This window comes from Mesorhizobium sp. BR115XR7A (assembly GCF_020165315.1).
GTDB classification, from domain to species: Bacteria; Pseudomonadota; Alphaproteobacteria; order Rhizobiales; family Rhizobiaceae; genus Mesorhizobium; species Mesorhizobium australicum.
Genome location: NZ_JAIUHW010000002.1, coordinates 364,673 through 382,029, shown reverse-complemented (window position 1 = coordinate 382,029; position 17,357 = coordinate 364,673). Strand labels below are relative to the sequence as shown.

14 protein-coding genes are annotated in these 17,357 nt (G+C 63.8%); 5 read left to right on the top strand and 9 right to left on the bottom strand.

Features of this window, described 5'->3' with window-relative positions:
* The first annotated feature begins 1 nt into the window (after nt 1).
* Nucleotides 2-847, top strand: a complete 846-nt coding sequence (locus LB557_RS05920) for an ABC transporter permease (protein WP_224642830.1) — start codon at nt 2-4, stop codon at nt 845-847.
* Nucleotides 844-2,499: an ABC transporter ATP-binding protein gene (locus tag LB557_RS05915; RefSeq protein WP_224642803.1), complete on the top strand. Its 1,656-nt coding sequence runs from the start codon at nt 844-846 to the stop codon at nt 2,497-2,499. Before LB557_RS05920 ends, LB557_RS05915 begins: the two co-directional genes overlap by 4 nt.
* Here LB557_RS05915 and LB557_RS05910 read toward each other — a convergent pair whose 3' ends face one another.
* A complete protein-coding gene (locus LB557_RS05910) occupies nt 2,500-2,976 on the bottom strand; it encodes an Lrp/AsnC family transcriptional regulator (RefSeq protein WP_224642804.1) in 477 nt (158 codons plus the stop codon).
* Between the two features lie 9 nt (nt 2,977-2,985).
* Nucleotides 2,986-5,061: an FAD-dependent oxidoreductase gene (locus LB557_RS05905; RefSeq protein WP_224642831.1), complete on the bottom strand. Its 2,076-nt coding sequence runs from the start codon at nt 5,059-5,061 to the stop codon at nt 2,986-2,988.
* A 72-nt stretch (nt 5,062-5,133) separates the two neighbouring features.
* Here LB557_RS05905 and LB557_RS05900 point away from each other — a divergent pair, with 72 nt between their 5' ends.
* Nucleotides 5,134-6,075, top strand: a complete 942-nt coding sequence (locus LB557_RS05900) for a LysR substrate-binding domain-containing protein (protein WP_224642805.1) — start codon at nt 5,134-5,136, stop codon at nt 6,073-6,075.
* 31 nt (nt 6,076-6,106) lie between these two features.
* Here the strand turns inward: LB557_RS05900 and LB557_RS05895 are convergent, their stop codons facing one another.
* On the bottom strand, nt 6,107-6,583 hold the full coding sequence (locus LB557_RS05895; protein WP_140504424.1) for an Lrp/AsnC family transcriptional regulator: 477 nt from the start codon (nt 6,581-6,583) through the stop codon (nt 6,107-6,109).
* A 222-nt stretch (nt 6,584-6,805) separates the two neighbouring features.
* On the opposite strand from LB557_RS05895, the gene LB557_RS05890 reads away from it, so the two are divergent.
* Nucleotides 6,806-8,131: an NAD(P)/FAD-dependent oxidoreductase gene (locus tag LB557_RS05890; RefSeq protein ID WP_224642806.1), complete on the top strand. Its 1,326-nt coding sequence runs from the start codon at nt 6,806-6,808 to the stop codon at nt 8,129-8,131.
* 45 nt (nt 8,132-8,176) lie between these two features.
* Here the strand turns inward: LB557_RS05890 and LB557_RS05885 are convergent, their stop codons facing one another.
* The 5 genes from LB557_RS05885 to LB557_RS05865 all read right to left on the bottom strand — a co-directional run bounded on the left by LB557_RS05885 (nt 8,177) and on the right by LB557_RS05865 (nt 14,894).
* Nucleotides 8,177-9,541: an NAD(P)/FAD-dependent oxidoreductase gene (locus LB557_RS05885; protein WP_224642807.1), complete on the bottom strand. Its 1,365-nt coding sequence runs from the start codon at nt 9,539-9,541 to the stop codon at nt 8,177-8,179.
* Nucleotides 9,538-9,840, bottom strand: coding sequence for a (2Fe-2S)-binding protein (locus LB557_RS05880; protein ID WP_141906477.1), 303 nt, complete (start codon nt 9,838-9,840; stop codon nt 9,538-9,540). The genes LB557_RS05885 and LB557_RS05880 overlap by 4 nt, the downstream gene beginning before the upstream one ends.
* Complete coding sequence (locus LB557_RS05875; RefSeq protein ID WP_224642808.1) at nt 9,837-11,822, bottom strand: hydantoinase B/oxoprolinase family protein; 1,986 nt, start codon at nt 11,820-11,822, stop codon at nt 9,837-9,839. The genes LB557_RS05880 and LB557_RS05875 overlap by 4 nt, the downstream gene beginning before the upstream one ends.
* A 4-nt stretch (nt 11,823-11,826) precedes the next feature.
* A complete protein-coding gene (locus LB557_RS05870; RefSeq protein WP_224642809.1) occupies nt 11,827-13,905 on the bottom strand; it encodes a hydantoinase/oxoprolinase family protein in 2,079 nt (692 codons plus the stop codon).
* Between the two features lie 89 nt (nt 13,906-13,994).
* On the bottom strand, nt 13,995-14,894 hold the full coding sequence (locus LB557_RS05865; protein WP_141906474.1) for a LysR family transcriptional regulator: 900 nt from the start codon (nt 14,892-14,894) through the stop codon (nt 13,995-13,997).
* A gap of 237 nt (nt 14,895-15,131) precedes the next feature.
* On the opposite strand from LB557_RS05865, the gene LB557_RS05860 reads away from it, so the two are divergent.
* Nucleotides 15,132-16,250, top strand: a complete 1,119-nt coding sequence (locus tag LB557_RS05860) for an NAD(P)/FAD-dependent oxidoreductase (protein WP_224642810.1) — start codon at nt 15,132-15,134, stop codon at nt 16,248-16,250.
* A gap of 493 nt (nt 16,251-16,743) precedes the next feature.
* Here LB557_RS05860 and LB557_RS05855 read toward each other — a convergent pair whose 3' ends face one another.
* Nucleotides 16,744-17,184, bottom strand: coding sequence for a GNAT family acetyltransferase (locus LB557_RS05855; protein ID WP_140502830.1), 441 nt, complete (start codon nt 17,182-17,184; stop codon nt 16,744-16,746).
* Between the last annotated feature and the right edge of the window lie 173 nt (nt 17,185-17,357).

Below are 17,357 nucleotides of genomic sequence, written 5' to 3'. Positions count from 1 at the left end.
GATGGCGCGCGTGGCAGCTTCCCGGCGGTCCTTCCTAGGCCACAGCTACAATCTTGTCGGCGTCGTGGCCGCGCTGGTCATCCTGGCGTGGACGCTGATCGCCATCTTCGCGCCCTATATCGTTCCCCATTCGATCGGCGACATTGTCGATGACGATTATTTCGGCCCGATGCGTCAGGGCCTATGGCTCGGCTCGGACTATCTGGGCCGTGACATGCTCTCGCGGGTGCTGATGGGGGCGCGCTACACCGTCGGCATATCGCTCGCCGCCGTCGCCATCGCCTGCTTCTCGGGCGTGGTGCTGGGGATGATCGCGGCCGTCACCGGCGGCTGGCTCGACGCCTGCCTCAGCCGCTTCCTCGACGCCATGAACTCCATCCCCAGCAAGCTGTTCGGCCTTGTCGTCGTCGCCGCGGTCGGCTCGTCGATCCCGGCGCTGATCCTGACGCTCGCCGTCATCTACATACCGGGCGCCTATCGCTTCGCGCGGGCGCTCGCCGTCAACATCAACACCATGGACTTTATGACCGTCGCTCGCGTCCGCGGCGAAAGCATCGCCTATCTCATCGGGTCAGAGATCCTGCCCAATATCATGCGCCCGGTGCTGGCCGACTTCGGCCTGCGCTTCGTCTTCATCGTGCTCTTGCTGTCCGGCCTGTCCTTCCTCGGGCTCGGCCTGCAGCCGCCGCTCGCCGACTGGGGCGCGTTGGTGCGCGAGAACATAGGCGGCCTGCCCTTCGCCGCTCCCGCCGTCATCGTTCCCTCGCTGGCGATCGCCAGCCTCACCATCAGCGTCAACCTGCTGATCGACAACCTGCCGCAGAAGATCAGGGACAGGGACGCATGACCAATCTCGTCGAGGTCAGGAACCTAAGGATCGAGGCGACCACTGACGCCGGTCGTGTTGTCGAAATCATCAAGGGCGTCAGCCTCGATATCGCCGACGGCGAGATCGTCGCCCTGATCGGCGAAAGCGGCTCCGGCAAGACGACGATTGCGCTCTCGCTGATGGGCCATGCGCGGCCTGGCTGCCGGATCACCGGCGGCGAGATCAATGTAAACGGCAAGAACATGGCCGCGCTTACCGAAAAGCAGCGCGCCAGGTTGCGCGGCACCGACATCGCCTATGTTCCGCAAAGTGCCGCCGCCTCCTTCAACCCTTCGTCCACCATCATGGAGCAGGTGATCGAGGTTACGCGCATCCACCGGCTGATGCCGCCCGAGCAGGCACGAAAGCGCGCGGTCGAGCTGTTCCGGGCGTTGTCGCTGCCGGACCCGGAAGGAATCGGTGCCCGTTATCCGCACCAGGTTTCAGGCGGGCAGCTGCAGCGGCTGTCGGCGGCGATGGCGCTGATCGGCGATCCCAAGCTGATGATCTTCGACGAGCCGACGACGGCACTCGACGTGACGACGCAGATCGACGTGCTGAAGGCATTCAAGTCGGTCATGCGGGCCGGTGGGATAGCAGGTGTCTACGTCTCCCACGACCTCGCGGTCGTCGCCCAGATCGCCGATCGCATCGTTGTGCTCAAGGGCGGCGAAGTGCAGGAGGCCGGCACCACGGCCCAGATTCTCTCGGGTGCCCAGCACCCCTACACGCGCGAACTGCTGGCTGCCTTCGAGCCGAAACCGCGGCAAGCACATGCGGACGCGGATGCCGGCGCGAAGCCGTTGCTGCGTATCGACAATGTGACCGCCGGCTACGGCGCGGTGCGGGCCGACGGACTGCCGCTTATTCGCGCTGTCAATTCCGTCAGCCTGGTCGTCGAGAAGGGGCGCAATCTTGGCGTCATCGGCGAATCCGGCTGCGGAAAATCGACGCTGGCGCGCGTCATCGCCGGCATCCATCCGGCGGCGGCCGGCGACATCGCCTTCGATGGCAGGCAACTGGAGCGCGCCGCGGGCAAACGCAGCCAGGACCAACTGCGCGAGATGCAGATCGTATTCCAGTATGCCGATACCGCGCTCAATCCGGCCAAGCCTGTGGAGGACATCATCTGCCGACCGCTGGCCTTCTATCATGGGCTCGACCGGCAGGCGCGCTCGAAGCGCGTCGACGAACTGCTCGATATGGTTCGCCTGCCCAGGACGCTGCGCTACCGTCGCCCGTCGGAGCTCTCGGGAGGCCAGAAGCAGCGCGTGAACTTCGCGCGCGCTCTGGCTGCCGGGCCCAAGCTCATCATCTGCGACGAAATCACCTCGGCGCTCGACACGGTGGTGGCGGCCGCCGTGATCGAACTGCTCAAGGAGCTGCAGCGCGAGTTGGGCCTTTCCTACATTTTTATCAGCCACGACCTCTCCGTCGTCGAAGCGATCTGCGACGAAATCATGGTCATGTACAATGGCGAGCGGGTGGAGCAGATCACGGCCGACAGACTGAAGGCGCCAACCCACCCCTATTCGAAGCTTCTTTTCTCCTCCGTGCCGAAGCTCGATCCCGCGTGGCTCGATGGCCTCGTCCGCGACCCCGAGCTGGTCAGCCAGTACGGTCACCGCTGATTACAAGGGAAACAGGCTGGGCAGCGGCATGTGTGCTTTGACAATGGGAGACTTCAGCACCACGAAGCTAAAACACTTGTCGATGCCGATATCCATGTCGATGAGCCGCTCCACGGTCGCCTGATATTCCGCAATCCCACCCGTGACGAATCTCAAGAGATAGTCGTAACGGGCGGAAACGCGATGGCATTCGACGGCCGCGTCAACCTTGTCGACGGCGGCAAGGAAACGCGCGCGGTCGATCTGACGATGATTCTTTAGCGTGACTTCCGTGAAGACGGTGAGCGTCCGTCCCAGCTTTGCGATATCGATCTGCGCCGAATAGCGCACGATATAGCCTTCAGCCTGCAGCTTCTTTACCCGCACCAGGCATGGGCTGGGGGAAAGACTGACCAGTTCCGCCAACTCCACATTGGTGATGCGGCCGTTCTTCTGGAGCTCGTACAAAATCTTGATGTCGATCCGATCGAGTTTCATGGGCCTTGTCTACAATTGCGAGCAGAGCCGGTAGGCCTCATAGATCGACGAGTAGATGTCCCTGCTGGCGACCGCGTCTCCTATTCGGTGCAGGAAGAACGATCCGGCAGCTTGGGAACCATTGTCACCGTCCGTTTCCGTTCCCATCATCAGCGCTATGTCGGTGACTCCGTTGTTGACGGAGCGCGCGCGCAACTCCTGGTAGGTATCCTCCATTGGCACCGTACCGCGCTCGACAATGAGTTGGGCGGCGGTCATTTCCATTTTCGCACCGGTGAGCTCATGCCGGAACGTGGCGGCGATGCCGTTGCCCTGGCGCGCTGCTTTGACCAGGCGCACATCGCTGACGATCCGGATGCCTCGTTCCGAGGCGCGTTTGCGAAAACTCACCCTGTCCGGATAGGGCGTCTCGATCGCCAGCGTGTCGTCCGCCATGGCCAGGACGACCACGCGCCCCGGACGGGCAAGATGCAGGGCGCAGGAAACTGCCGCCTGGCGTCCGGTCTCATCGTAGATGAGCACGTCGTCCTTCGCCGGCACGACCCCGGTCAAGACGTCCCAGACGCTGTCGCAATGTTGGGCGCCCTCCAGCCATTCCATGTCCGGAATGCCGCCGGTGGCGATGATGACCGTGTCCGGTCTCTCGGCGAGGACGATCGCTGCGTCCGCATAGGTGTTGAGGCGGACTTCGACGCCCAGACGATCGAGTTCACCGGTACGCCAGTCGACTATGCCGATCAGATCTTTGCGGTCGACGGCAGCGGCCGCGACGAGCACCTGCCCACCAAGTCGCGCTCCGGCTTCGAGCAGGCTCACTCTGTGTCCGCGCTCGGCGGCGACCCTTGCCGCTTCCATCCCTCCCGGACCACCGCCGACCACGACCACACGTTTCAGCGTTTCAGCACGCAGGATGGTATGGCTGACGATCGTTTCATGGCCGCTGGCCGGGTTATGGATGCACTGCACCTTCTTGTACAGGCAGTAGGATGCGCCGACACACGGGCGAATGCGTTCTTCTTCGCCGCGCATCACCTTGTTGACGATATGGGCGTCGGCAATATGCGCCCGGGTCATGCCGACCAGATCGACAAGGTTTTCGCGGATCGCGTGGCGGGCCGTGGCCACATCCCTGATGGCCGCAGCGTGGATGACGGGCAGCCTGGTTTCTCGTTTGAACTGCCCGACCAGCGGCAGAAACGGCGCGCTCTTGGTGAACATGCCGGGCATGTTCTGCTCGGCCAGGGACAAATCGGTGTCCATGCGGCCGAATATGCAGTTGAAGAAATCGATATGGCCAGCCCGCTCGAACAGTCGGGCGAAAGCGAGGCATTCCTCGAAGTCCGATCCGTCATCGGCCGCTTCGTCGATGACCAGCCGAATGCCGACAACGAAGTCGTCGCCAACCGCCTGGCGGATCGCCTCATGAACCATCAAGCCGAAGCGCGCGCGGTTTTCCAGCGAGCCGCCGAAACCGTCCGTGCGTCTGTTGGTTCTGCGCGAGAGGAATTGCCCGATCAGATGGCCGGCGGTGACGGTTTCGACGCCGTCCAGACCGCCGTCCAGGCAGCGCCTGGCGGCACTGGCGTAGTCCCTGACGATCCTGTCGATGTCGGCTGCGTCCATCTCCTTCGGAAAATTCCGGTTTCGCGTCTCGCGAACGCGTGACGGCGCTACGGGCGGCAGCCAGTTCCCGGCATAGGCGGTGGCGCGCCGGCCAAGATGCGAAACCTGGCACATGACGACGGCGCCGTGGCGGTGGATGCGCTGGGACAGCGACTGGAGATGAGGCACGACGCGATCGCTCGAAAGGTCCAGCTGACCGCCGCCCCAACTGGAGTCGGGCGAGGTCATGGCCGAGCCGCCCGCCATGGTCATCGCTAGGCCACCGCGCGCTTTCTCCTCATGGTAGCGCTGGTAGCGCTCCAGCGGCAGGCCGCCATCGTCCAGCATCGAGGCATGACTGGTGCTGACGACGCGGTTGCGGAGCGTCAGACCCTTGAGCCGAAACGGCTGAAGCAGAGGATCGCTGGATGTGCTACCCGCTTGAGATCCCGCTACCTTCACGTTCTGCTCCGCCCCATTCATAAGGGTCATAGTTCGCCATTTCCAGGTTTGCGGAAAGCTTGAAAATTGTTGGGTCGGCTATACGCTGGGCGTATGGCTGGATTTGCAAAACTCATTCCTTCCGCGCGCGGACTTCTCGTTTTCGAGGCTGCTGTCCGGTTGGGCAGCTTCACGGCCGCCGCTCGCGAGTTCAACGTCACGCAACCGTCGATCAGCCGCAGCATTGCGCAGCTCGAGGCCGATTTCGGTGTGCCTCTTTTCACGCGGGGTCCAACGGGATTGGCCCCGACTGCAGAAGGACGTGCCCTCCATTCGGCTGTGCGGGAGGGATTTGACGGCATCGCTGAGGTGATCCGGAGGATGAAGCAGAACAGCGCTGCAAAGCCGGTGGTGACCCTTTCACTTTCGAGTTCTCTGGCAACCTATTGGTTCGTTCCCAGGTTAGGGGCATTCAACACGAGATTTCCTGACGTCGACCTGAGGTTCAAACTGATCGCGGGCGTTCTGCGAGGACCAGCCGAGAATGTCGACCTTGCCACGAGAATCCTGGCCGATGACGATACCCACTATCACCACTGGGCATTCTCACCGGAAATCATAGTTCCGGTATGCAGCCCATCCTATTTGTCGGCCCACGGTCGGTTGATCCATGCCGGAACCGGGGAAGGTCATGCGCTGCTTCACCTGACCGACGCCAAGGAGCAGTGGCTGGACGCATGGGGCAGTGTGGCGGATCGCAAGACCAGCAGGGCAAAGTGGCTCGAATTCTCGGACTACGCGGTCGTGCTTCAAGCCGCCATGAACGGGGAAGGCGTAGCGCTCGGCTGGCTCAGCAACGTTTCAAGGGCGTTGCTTCATGGAACCCTTGTCCCGGCCTCGGACAGACAGATCAAGACCGGCCGGATCCATCAGCTGATTGCACCGCGCTCAAGGCCGGTACCGCCTGTCGTCTCCGACATCTGCGCGTGGATGATCGCTGAGATGCAAGTCGAATTGAAAGCGCTGCACCCGATATTGCGGCCGGACACCTTGTAGCGGGCGACAAGCGCAGCGCGCTCGTCGTTGACTACCTCGGAAACAGGCTAGGCAGCGGCATGTGCGCCTTGACGATGGGAGACTTCAGCACCACGAAGCTGAAATACTTGTCGATGCCGATATCCATGTCGGTCAGCCGCTCCATGATCGTCTGGTATTCAGCGATGCCGGAGGTCACGAACTTCATCAAATAGTCGTAGCCACCCGACACAAGATGACATTCGATGACCTGCTCGATCTTGTCCACGACGGCGAGAAAACGTGCGAAGTCCACTTGGCGGTGGTTCTTCAACGTGATCTCGGTGAAGACTGTCAGTGTCTGGCCGAGCTTGCCGATATTGACCTGCGCGGAATAGCCTCCGATGTAGCCCTCCGATTGCAGTCTTTTGACCCGCATCAGGCATGGGCTCGGCGACAGATGCACCAGTTCGGCCAATTCCACGTTCGTGATGCGGCCGTTCTTCTGCAGTTCGTGAAGAATCTTGATATCGATCCGATCGAGTTTCACGGGTGGCCTCCGAGGAACCGTGCCGCAGCACAAAATGCTGCCCTGCTGATGACCATCGACACTATCACAGCCCGCTGGGCTGTCCATCCGAGTGGACGCCGCTTAAAACGCAGGGACTCCCGATTCCAACGCGACTGCCGGAATAAAATTCTGCTCCGGCCACAAGTGCAGCAGCGGCTGCCTGCACAACACGGTAGATTGGCGCGTCAAGGTAGAGAGACCATGCGCGCACCACTGCAGCAAATCGAGACATCTGGCGAACTGCCGCGGACCGCGGACGCGGTGGTGATCGGCGGCGGCATCGTCGGCGTCTTCGCGGCCTATTATCTGGCACGGCGTGGCCTGAAGGTGGCGCTTGTAGAAAAGGGCCGCATTGGCGCCGAGCAGTCCTCGAGGAACTGGGGATGGTGCCGCCAGCAGAACCGCGACGCCCGCGAGTTGCCGATGGCAACAAGAAGCTTGGATCTGTGGGACAGCTTTGCGGTGGAGACCGGTGAAGACACCGGCTTCCGCCGCTGCGGCCTGCTCTATCTCAGCAATGACGAGGCGGAACTCGCCGGTTGGGCGCGTTGGCGTGATTTCGCCAAAACCGCCGGGGTTACCACGCACATGCTCGACAGTGCCGAGGCCACAGAGCGGGGCCTCGCCACCGGCCGGAGCTGGAGGGGCGGCGTCTTCTCGCCGACCGACGGCACGGCCGATCCGTCGCGGGCGGCACCGGCAGTGGCCCGCGCCATCCTCAAGCTTGGAGGCGCCGTCCACCAGAATTGTGCCGCGCGCGGTATCGAGGTCGAAGGCGGGCGCCTGAGCGGCGTGGTCACGGAACGTGGAACGATCCGGACCAAGGTGGCCGTGCTGGCCGGCGGCGCCTGGGCCTCTTCATTTTGCCATCAGTTCGGCTTCCGCTTTCCGCAAGCGTCGATCCGCTCCTCCATACTGTCCGTCTCGCCCGGTGCGCAGGGACTGCCGAACGCGCTGCATACCGCAAAGGTTTCGGCCACGCGCCGCGGCGATGGTGGCTATACGCTCGCCATAAGCGGGCGCGGCCGCGTGGACGTAACGCCGCAGCAGCTGCGTTTCTCGTCGCAATTCCTTCCCATGTTCCTGAAGCGCTGGCGAAGCCTCGGGCCTGGCGGGCTGCAAGGCATGCGTTCGGGGCACGAAACGTTGCAATATTGGCAGCTTGACCGACAGACGCCGATGGAGCGGATGCGCATCCTCGATCCGGCTCCGGATCCGGCGACAATCCGCTTGACCCTTGCCCGGGCACTCGAGCTGCTGCCTGCACTTCGCCAAACCAGGATCAGCGCGGCCTGGGCCGGCTACATCGACAGCACGCCGGACGGCGTGCCTGCCATCGGCGAGATCGATACTGTGCCGGGTTTCTTCCTGGCTGCCGGATTTTCGGGACACGGCTTCGGCATCGGCCCCGGCGCCGGGCATCTGGTCGCGGATCTGGTAACCGGGTTGGCGCCGATCGTCGATGCGACATCCTACGATCCGCGCCGCTTCGATGGTTCGGTCTGGGGCGAAGTCGCCGACTTCTAGGAGGTGATCCATGCCGACATCCGGGGCGCGGCATTGGCAATTGCATCAGTGCTCCCGGAGAAACGCGCCGACAGGCACTGGTCGGACAGGGGCCTGCCCGCGAAACCGGCCGACTGCATCTGGCGCGCAGCCGGCTCGTGCCGCGACGAGTTCGACGGCGGCCAACTGGCAATAGCGTCCCTGGCATCGGCCCATGCCGACGCGCGACAGCGATTTCACCCTGTTTGCTTCGCCGCCAAAATCAACATTTTCGCGCACATCTCGGGCGGTCACATTCTCGCAGCGGCAGACGACCGCATCGTCGGGGAGCGCCCGCGCCATCACCGCTGGCCAGGGAAAGGCGGAAGCCAAGCCGCAGGCAAAGCGCTCGAGCCGTGCAAGCTCCCGCAGATCGGCCGCGCTGGAGGGCGCTGGAAATCCAAGATCGGCAAGGCACGCCGCTGCCGCCAGACGCCCGGCGATCTCCGCCCCGTCCGCTCCCAGAAGACGAGCCCCATCGCCCGCCACATAAACGCCGTTGCCAGCCCGTCCCATCTGGTCGGTCTTCGGCGACCATTGCCGCCACCGCTCGTCATAGGTGAAGGCGCATCCCGCCAGGTCGGCCAGATGCGTCTCCGCCCGCAGGTGCCAGCCCATGCCGATCATGTCGCAAGGCGTATGCTGCTGCCGACCGCCGGCATCACGCCAGCGCAAGGCCACTACACCTTGCCCGTCGGCCTCGATGCACTCCAGCGTCACGCCCGCATGATAGCGGCGGCCCAGCTTCGCTCGCAGAGCCAGGCCACGCAGCGCGACCAACGGCCGGGCGGCAAGTCCAGAGAATCCGCGCATTTGCTGACGCCAGGAAGAGGTATCCAACACCGCCGCCACATCGGCTCCAGCCTTGACAAGCTGGGCGCCGACCAACGTCAGCAAAGGCCCCGATCCGATCAGGACGATCCGCTGCCCCAGCGCCACGCCCTGTGCCTTGAGCGCGATCTGGGCCGCGCCGAGGCTATAAACTCCGGCGCTCTGCCAGCCTGGGACCGGAGCGACACGGTCGGATGCACCGGTCGCAAGGATCAGGCGGTCATGGAAGATCACCGGCACGCCCCCCTCACCCATCACGTGCAGCCGCCCCTCTTGCACGGCGATGACCGAGCTTCCCGCGCAATGGGTAAGCCGCCCCTCTGCGGACAGCCGATCGAAGAGCGCATGCAGTGCGCTGGCCTTCGCCGCCTCCGACCCGTAGAGCTGCTCCGGCGTGCGGATGAACCCGTCTGGCGGGCGCCGATAGATCTGGCCGCCTGCACGCTGCGCTTCGTCGATCACCACCGGGTGGAGTCCGGCCTCGACCAGCGTTGCCGCGGCCCTTATGCCGGCGGGGCCGGCGCCGACGATCACGATCCGAGGCGGCGCCGTCTCGCTCATGGCCAGTTCTCCGGCGGCGTCGTGCGCAATCGCAAACCTTGCGTGATCAGGGCCGAGCACGCCCGCAGGCGCGGCCCCTCGTCTTGCCAGACCCAGCAATCCTGGCAGGCTCCCATCAGGCAGAACCCGGCGCGCCACTCGGGTCCGAACTCGGAGTTTCGCAGCACATGGCCTGAAGCCAGCATGGCGGTCAGCACGGTGTCGCCCGCCAACGCACCGCACCTCTGCCCGTCGAGATAGAAATGCACCTCTGCCCGGTCGAACTCGGCCAGTCTGACGATGCGGCCGGCGGTGATCATTCCGCCGCCTCTCGCACCGTGCCAGGACGAGGCAGTTCGGGGAAGCGCTCGCAGGCAGCATCGAAGGCCGCCTGGACGCCTTCCGGTCCCCAGCGCCCCTTCATGCGGCGGAAGACCTCCGTCTTGGTGAAGAACCGCCAATGGATCGGCAAATCCCCCAGTATGGCAGTGAGCCGGTCATAGGCGTCGGGCGTCCACTGCGCTTCGTAGCCGTCGCGCTCCGGACCGAAATGGAAATGGCCTGCGACCGGCTCGTGCCGCGCGCGCAGTTGCTCTGTTGCCTGCTCGTCGATCTCGCCGCCGCGGATGACGACGCCGTAGTTGCGTTCGGCAGCTGCCGTCGAAACGTAGCCGCGCCGCACATCCTGTGCGACCCGCCAGGGTTCGCGTTGACGTGGATCGCCGCGCCCGCCGCCTCCGGCGGAGCGGATCTCGAGCACATCGCCGGGTTGCAGCACAGTGGTGTCAATGTTGCCCAGCCGCCGTTCGTGCTCGGTCCCCGGATTGACGATCATGTCCGACAGGCCGGCAGCCTTGCCGCCCAGCACGCCCCAAGGACGGAAGAAGCTGCGGTCGCGGTTGCGGGCAGTGATCCTGGAATCAGGGGCAAAGACGCGGAAGGCCATCTCGGTCGCCAAGCCGCCGCGCCAACGCCCGGCACCACCGCTGTCCTTGGCGAGCCCGTATTTCACGAATTCGACCGGGGTCTCGGTCTCGGTGATCTCGATCGGCGTGTTCTTAAGATAGGCGGCATCGGCGCCCGAGCCATTGGTGCCATCGCGATGCGGCATCGCGCCGCCGCCACCCACCACGGGATTCACCGCCGTGATGACGGTCCGGCTGGTGCGCTCGTCCGTGGTCATGACGTTAACGATGCAGTTGTTGCCGGCCGGCGCCGCGGGCAGGCGTTCAGGCATCACCTGCGAGAAGGCGCCGAAGATGACCGACCGCAGTCGGGCGCAGGTGAGCGAGCGCATGCCAACGGCGGCGGGGTGTACCGGGTTCAGCACGGAACCCCGGGGCGTGATGCAGGTAAACGGCCGGGTCAGGCCGGTGTTGAGCAGGATCTTGGGGTTGAGGGTATACAGCACGTAGTAGACCCCCACCAGCAGCATGGTGTGTCGCGGGTCGCCGCCGGAAGGCACATTGAGCGAGGAGCCGAGCTGCGGATCGGAGCCGGTGAAGTCGAGCACCGCCGCATCGCCCTTGATGGTCAGCGTCAGCTTCAGCCGGCACGGATTGGCCTCGACGGAATCCTCGTCGGCATAATCGGCGAACTCCCATGTGCCGTCGGGCATGGAACGCAGCACGTCGCGCGCCTGCGCTTCCGCCTGATCGAGAAGAGCGGCAACGCCTTCGATGAAGCCGGCCTTGCCGAACTTTCGTACCATTGCCTGGATCTTGCGCTCGCCGGTGTTGAGCGCACCGATCAGCGCTTTGATGTCGCCGATGTTAAGGTCGGGCTTGCGCACATTGGTGCTCATGATCCGCAGGATCGACTCGTCAATGATGCCCTCATTCACCAGCTTCATGGGCGGAAAGCGGATGCCTTCCTGATGGATTTCGGTCAGCGCCCGGCTGAGCGAAGCCGGCACCGCGCCACCCATGTCGGTGTTGTGGATATGGCCACCGGTCCAGGCGACGATGTCGTTGTCAACGAAGACCGGCTTCCACAGATGCGTGTCTGGCGCGTGCGTGGCGACGTGGCCGGAATAGGGATCGTTGGTGAAGGCGACATCTCCCGGCCGATAGTCGTCGACCATCGCGATCGCGCGGCGATACGAAAGCCCCGGGTACCAGGTGGCACCGAGTTCCATCGGCACGGCGAAGGTCGCGCCTGAACGGTCCATCAGCATCACCGTGAAATCCTGCGTCTCCTTGACGAAAGCGGAGTGCGCGGTGCGGTGCAGCGTGTGCGCCATGTTCTCGGCTGCCGCGCGGGCATGGTTCGCCAGAACCTGAAGGTTTGTCCGGTCAAACATGGCGTCACTCCGCGAAGGTCAGCAGAAGGTTGAGATGGCGGTCGACCCTCGCCTGCGCTCCGGCGGGAATGGCGAACGTGGTGTCTTCCTGAACGACCACGGCAGGCCCGTGGAACGTGCTGCCCGGCACGAGGGTCTGCCGGTTGTGGAGGTCGACGGTCTCGACGCTCGCGCCCGTGTAGACGGCAAGACTGCGCGCCGGGACGGCCTGAGCGTTGATCTCGTCGGTCTCCGGGAGGGAGAGCTTCGGCCCCGCGCCCACTGCGGACAGCCGCACGTTCACGAGCTCGATCTCGCCATCAACGTCGTGGAAGTCGTAGAGCTGTTGATGGGTGAGATGGAAGGCCTGCGCGATGGCGGCCGCATCACCATCTGGCAACCATTGCGGCGACAGGACAACCTCGATCTCATAGCTCTGCCCGACATAGCGCATGTCGCAGGAGAAAGTGAGATCCGCGGCCGCGTCGTGCCCCTGCGCCGCAAGCCAGTCGCGCCCCTCTTGCGCCAGCGCCTCAAAGGCCTCGTGAATTCCGGCGAGCGACACGCCCGAGAGCGGGGTGAAGATGGTGCGAATGAAATCCCCGCGCAAATCCGCCACCAGTCCGCCGAGCGCTGACACCACGCCGGGGCGGCGCGGCGCCATCACGCGCTTCATGCCGAGTTCGCGGGCAAGAAAAGCGCCGAGCATCGGCCCGCCACCGCCGAAAGGCATTAGCGTGAAGTCGCGCAAGTCGACGCCGGCGCGCGAGGCGAGCTTCTCGACCTCGACGAACATCTCCGACACCGCGATATCGAGGATCGCCTGCGCGGTCTGCTCGATGGGGCGGCCGAGCCGGGTGGCAAGCTCGCCGACCGCACGATGCGCCAGGCCGGTATCGATTCTGAGCTGGCCATAGGCCATCTCGCTGTGACCGAGCCATCCGCAAACCACCATGGCGTCCGTCACCGTTGGCCTCTCGCCGCCACGGCCGTAGCAGGCCGGTCCCGGCGTCGAACCTGCCGATTCCGGTCCGACCCGCAGCACACCTTGCGCATCCACACTGGCGATCGAGCCGCCGCCGACGCCGATCGAACTGACCGACACGGAGGGGATATGAAGTGGAAATTCGCCGATCAGCTCGCCGGTGCCGAACTGCGCCTCGCCGCCGATGATGAGCGCGAAGTCGGCCGAGGTGCCGCCGATGTCGAGAGTAAGGACTTTGTCTTCGCCTGCCTGACGCGCCAGCCACGAGGCGCCGGTCACACCGGAGGCCGTTCCCGATAAAAGCATATTCACGCAGGCGCGCTTGCCTTCGGCGGCGTTCATCAGTCCTCCATTCGACTTCGTCAGCATCGGACGCGCCGGCACGCCACGGCTTTTCAACCGCTGTTCCAGCGCCGTCAGATAGCCGCAGACGCGCGGATGCACATAGCCGTTGAGGATGGCGGTCGAGCTGCGCTCGTATTCGCGGATGACCGGCCAGACCTCGGCCGAGGAGAAGACGAAGAGGTCGGGTGCAAGACGCGCGATCGTCGCCTTCACTGAAGCTTCCTGAGCGGCATTGCGCCAGGAATGGAGGAAGGACACGATGATGCCTTGCGCCCCATTCGCTTTTGCCACTGCCACCGCTTTTTCCACCGCCTCCATGTCCGGCGCCCGGGATTCGCTCCCATCGGCACGCATGCGGGCCGGAATGCCGAAAACCATGTCGCGCGAGATCAGCGGCTCCGGCCGTGCGCAGAACAGCGAATACATGTCCGGCATGCGCAGCCGCGCCATTTCGATGACGTCCTCGAAGCCGGCATTGGTGAACAACGCGAGCGATGCGCCCTTGCGCTGGATGATCGTGTTGATGCCCACTGTCGTACCGTGCACGAAGCGCGTCATGCGGGCAGGATCAAAGCCTTCGCGGTCGGCCAGAAGCGTGAGGCCCGTCATAAGCTCGGCGCCCGGATCCTCCGGCGTCGTCAGCACTTTCAGCGAGGCGACGCGACCGGAGCGCGCTTCGAGCGCGCAGAAGTCGATGAATGTGCCGCCGATATCGACGCCGACCTTCCAGTCGGTTTCGTTCCGCGCCTCGTTGGCCGCGATGACACCATCCATGATGCGTCCCTTCCTGTCTGCCAACCAAAGCTGACACGACAGGATGGCCTGGGTCCAAGACGTATGAAGAGGAACGATATAAGTCTTGCTTATGGCCTGGCGCCGCCCAACACGACGGAACAGGCGGTGCGGATCTGGTCGCGCATTATCTCATCGGCCCGAGAGAGAGCGCGTGTGCGCGACGTGAGCAGCGCGATCGGAAATTCCGGCCCATTCGCGAGCGGCCTGACGGCAAGCCCGGTAAACTGATGCCAGGGCAGCAGCGCGTCGACCAGGGCGATGCCCAGGCCGGCCTGGACGAAGCCGACCGCGGAGATGGAGACATCGATTTCGAGCGAGGGCGAAAGCGCCACACCTTGCGCGCGGGCCGCGTGGGCCAACTCGTCGGCGGGGCGGGTGTTTCCGCGATAGGATATCAACTCTTCTCCGGCGAGATCGCCGAGGCTCAACTCGGTTTTCCCGGCCAATGCATGCCCGGCGGGCAGCAGGCAGGCGAAGCCGACGCTGCCGATCACCTCTGCATCGATATCGGGAGGCAGCCGGTCGTCCAACGCCACGCCGAGGCTAGCATCGCCGGCGCGCAGCATGTCGACGATCGCGGCGATCGGCGCGCTATGGGAACGCAGCAGAATATCGGGATGCTGCGCCCGGAAGCTGGTGAATGCGCGCGGCAAGATGGCCATGGCCGGCGGCGGCGAGGCCGCCACTCGCACCAACCCCGTCCGGCCCAAACGCAGGTCGGTGGTCTTGCGGCGCAGGCCTTCCAGTCCCGCCGACAGCCTCTCGGCATCGGCGAAGATCTCGAGCGCCTCCGGGGTCGGCCGCAGACGGCCCTTCACCCGCTCGAACAGCGTGAAGCCGAGTTCATCCTCGGTATGGAGCAGGATCTGGCTGAGCGCAGGCTGGGAGATGTTCAGCATCCGAGCCGCGGCGGTCACGGTGCCCGCGCGCATGACGGCGATGAACACTTCGAGCTGACGGGCACGCATTGCCACTCCATAGGCTTAGCTTATGGTTGTTGTCCAAACCCATCTTTGACGCAATGAAGCGGTTCCGACAAGATCGGCGCCTTCAGGGATTGTTCGCTCCGCGCCAGATGAAGATGACATTTGGTCGAATAGCCATCATCTAGCTCTTTGTTGGAGCATGATCTCCTGGACAAACGGAAACCGTTTGTCCGAGAAAACCAGTTCCCACTTTTCGGGATCATGCTCTAGGGAATAACCATGGATGTGATCGTGCTGGGCGGCGGACTGATGGGAACGGCTTCGGCCTATTTCCTCGCCCGGCGCGGCGCGCGCGTGACGCTGATCGAGCGCAATCGGGTCGGCACCGGAGCGACGGTCGCGTCTTTCGGCAACATCCGGCGCACGGGACGCCATCTGTCCCAGCTTCAACTCGCCCACCGCTCGCTCCGACTGTGGGGCGAAGCCGAAAAGATGCTTGGCCGCGACGTCGAGTTCCGCGCCACCGGTCATGTCCGGCTGATCTTCGATGAAGGAAGCCTTGCCGACATGCGGGCCTATGCCCGAGCCGCACAGCCCTGGGGCCTCGAGCTGGAAGAACTCGGCCCACGCGAGATTAGCGCCCGCTTTCCCGGCCTCGGCGCCAACGCGATCGCCGCGTCATTTTCTCCGCATGACGGCAGCGGCAATCCGCGGCTGATCGCGCCGGCCTTTGCCGCGGCGGCTCGCAAACTGGGGGCGCAAATCATCGAGGGCGCCAAGGTCGAGAAAATCACCCATACGGGCTCCGGTTTCCTTGTCACCAGTTCGAAGGGCACATTCGCCTCCGAGTGTCTGCTCAACACCGCCGGAGCCTGGGGCGCGCGCATTGCCGCTGGGTTCGGCGAAGAAGTCCCGCTCGACGCCCGCGGCCCCCAGATGGGCGTAACCGAGCCGCTGCCGCATCGGATCCTGCCGGTGGTCGGCATCTGGACGCGCGACAAGGACCATGGCGCCTATCTACGCCAGGTCGAGCGCGGCAACATCGTCTTCGGCGGCGCGGCAGAAAGGGTGCGGGTAGACCTCGATCCGGGCCACGCGGCCGCCGATCCCATTCGCCTCCCGTCGCAACTCCGCGCCATCGCGCGGCTGCTGCCGGCCATCGCGAAGGTCGCGATCATCCGCACCTGGTCCGGCTGCGAGGGCTATGTCCGGGACATGCTGCCGGTCATGGGACGCTCGGCGACGACGCCCGGCCTGTTCCACGCGTTCGGCTTCAGCGGACATGGCTTCCAGCTTGGTCCGGGCGTGGGCGACGCCATGGCCGAATTCATGATGACTGGCCGTTGCGAAACGCCACTCGACGATTTCAGGATCAATCGCTTCAGCTGCGGAGCCTAACGAGGCGAACCGATCACGGTTGGCCTCCCCAAAGCCATCCGCATGATCGTTTTTAGGAAACGCCGGAGCTTACCGCAACGGGCGATATCGAGGCACAAAGCGGCCGTCCAAGCGTCGACTGACGTTAGATTGCCTGAGAACAACTTTAAATCAGACTGAATGTCTGAAATGCGCATCGAAGCAGCCTTTTGGATGGGCGTTTCGGAACGGCGGGAAAGGGGCCGCTTGCCGACAGTCCGGTTTTGGCCGAGGAATCCGGTAAAGCGGTCATTCGACTGACGACCCCATTGCGGTCGGTCAAAGAGCGTTGCCGCACCCCCATAAGCAGTCGTAGCTTGCGCGTTATGACCCTCGATGACCTTGGACATGCCCAAGGTTAGACTTGCTACACCGCGGTCGCTCGGAGGCTTCTATCGTTCAGAGGCACTCGAGCGAAAGCGCCCGGATCTCGGACGTATCTTTCTGCGGGTTCCCCGAAAGCCGACGTTTGATTTTAGCTCGTGGGCGATGATGTCGAGGGAGGAAGATGTTTGCTCATGCTAATCCGTGGCTCGATCCGATATCCTGACCTTTCGTAGAACTCGACCGTGGCCGCGTTTGATTCGACCACCTGCAAATTCACCTTGATGCAGCCGAGAGCCGCAAGGCGACGTTCGGCCTCCACGAGAAGGTCTCGCCCAACTCCAGCATTGCGGTGCGACCTCAACACTGCAATACGCGAAATCCATCCCCGATGCCCTTCATAACCAGCCATCACGGAGCCAACAACTTTATCTCCGTCAAGGGCGACGAGCATTAAGTCAGGCTGAAACCTGAGTTTTTCGGCGATTGCGGTAACAGCAGCGTTCCAAGGTCCATCATTGGGAAATGCTTCTTTCCAGAGCTTATCCACGCCGGAAAGGTGCTTGCTCTCATATGTCGTTATTAATCTCATTTACCGACCGCTGATTAGATTGCCGTCCCGTGCATTACCACAACAGTTCTGCACCGTCCTACCCCATGATTTAGCAAAGAGACTGGCGGTGCAAATCGAAGGGTCGATTCAGGCCAAATAAGCCCATCAGGCTACGCGTCTGATTTTGCAAGTTGCTCCTCGAAAGCTGCCTT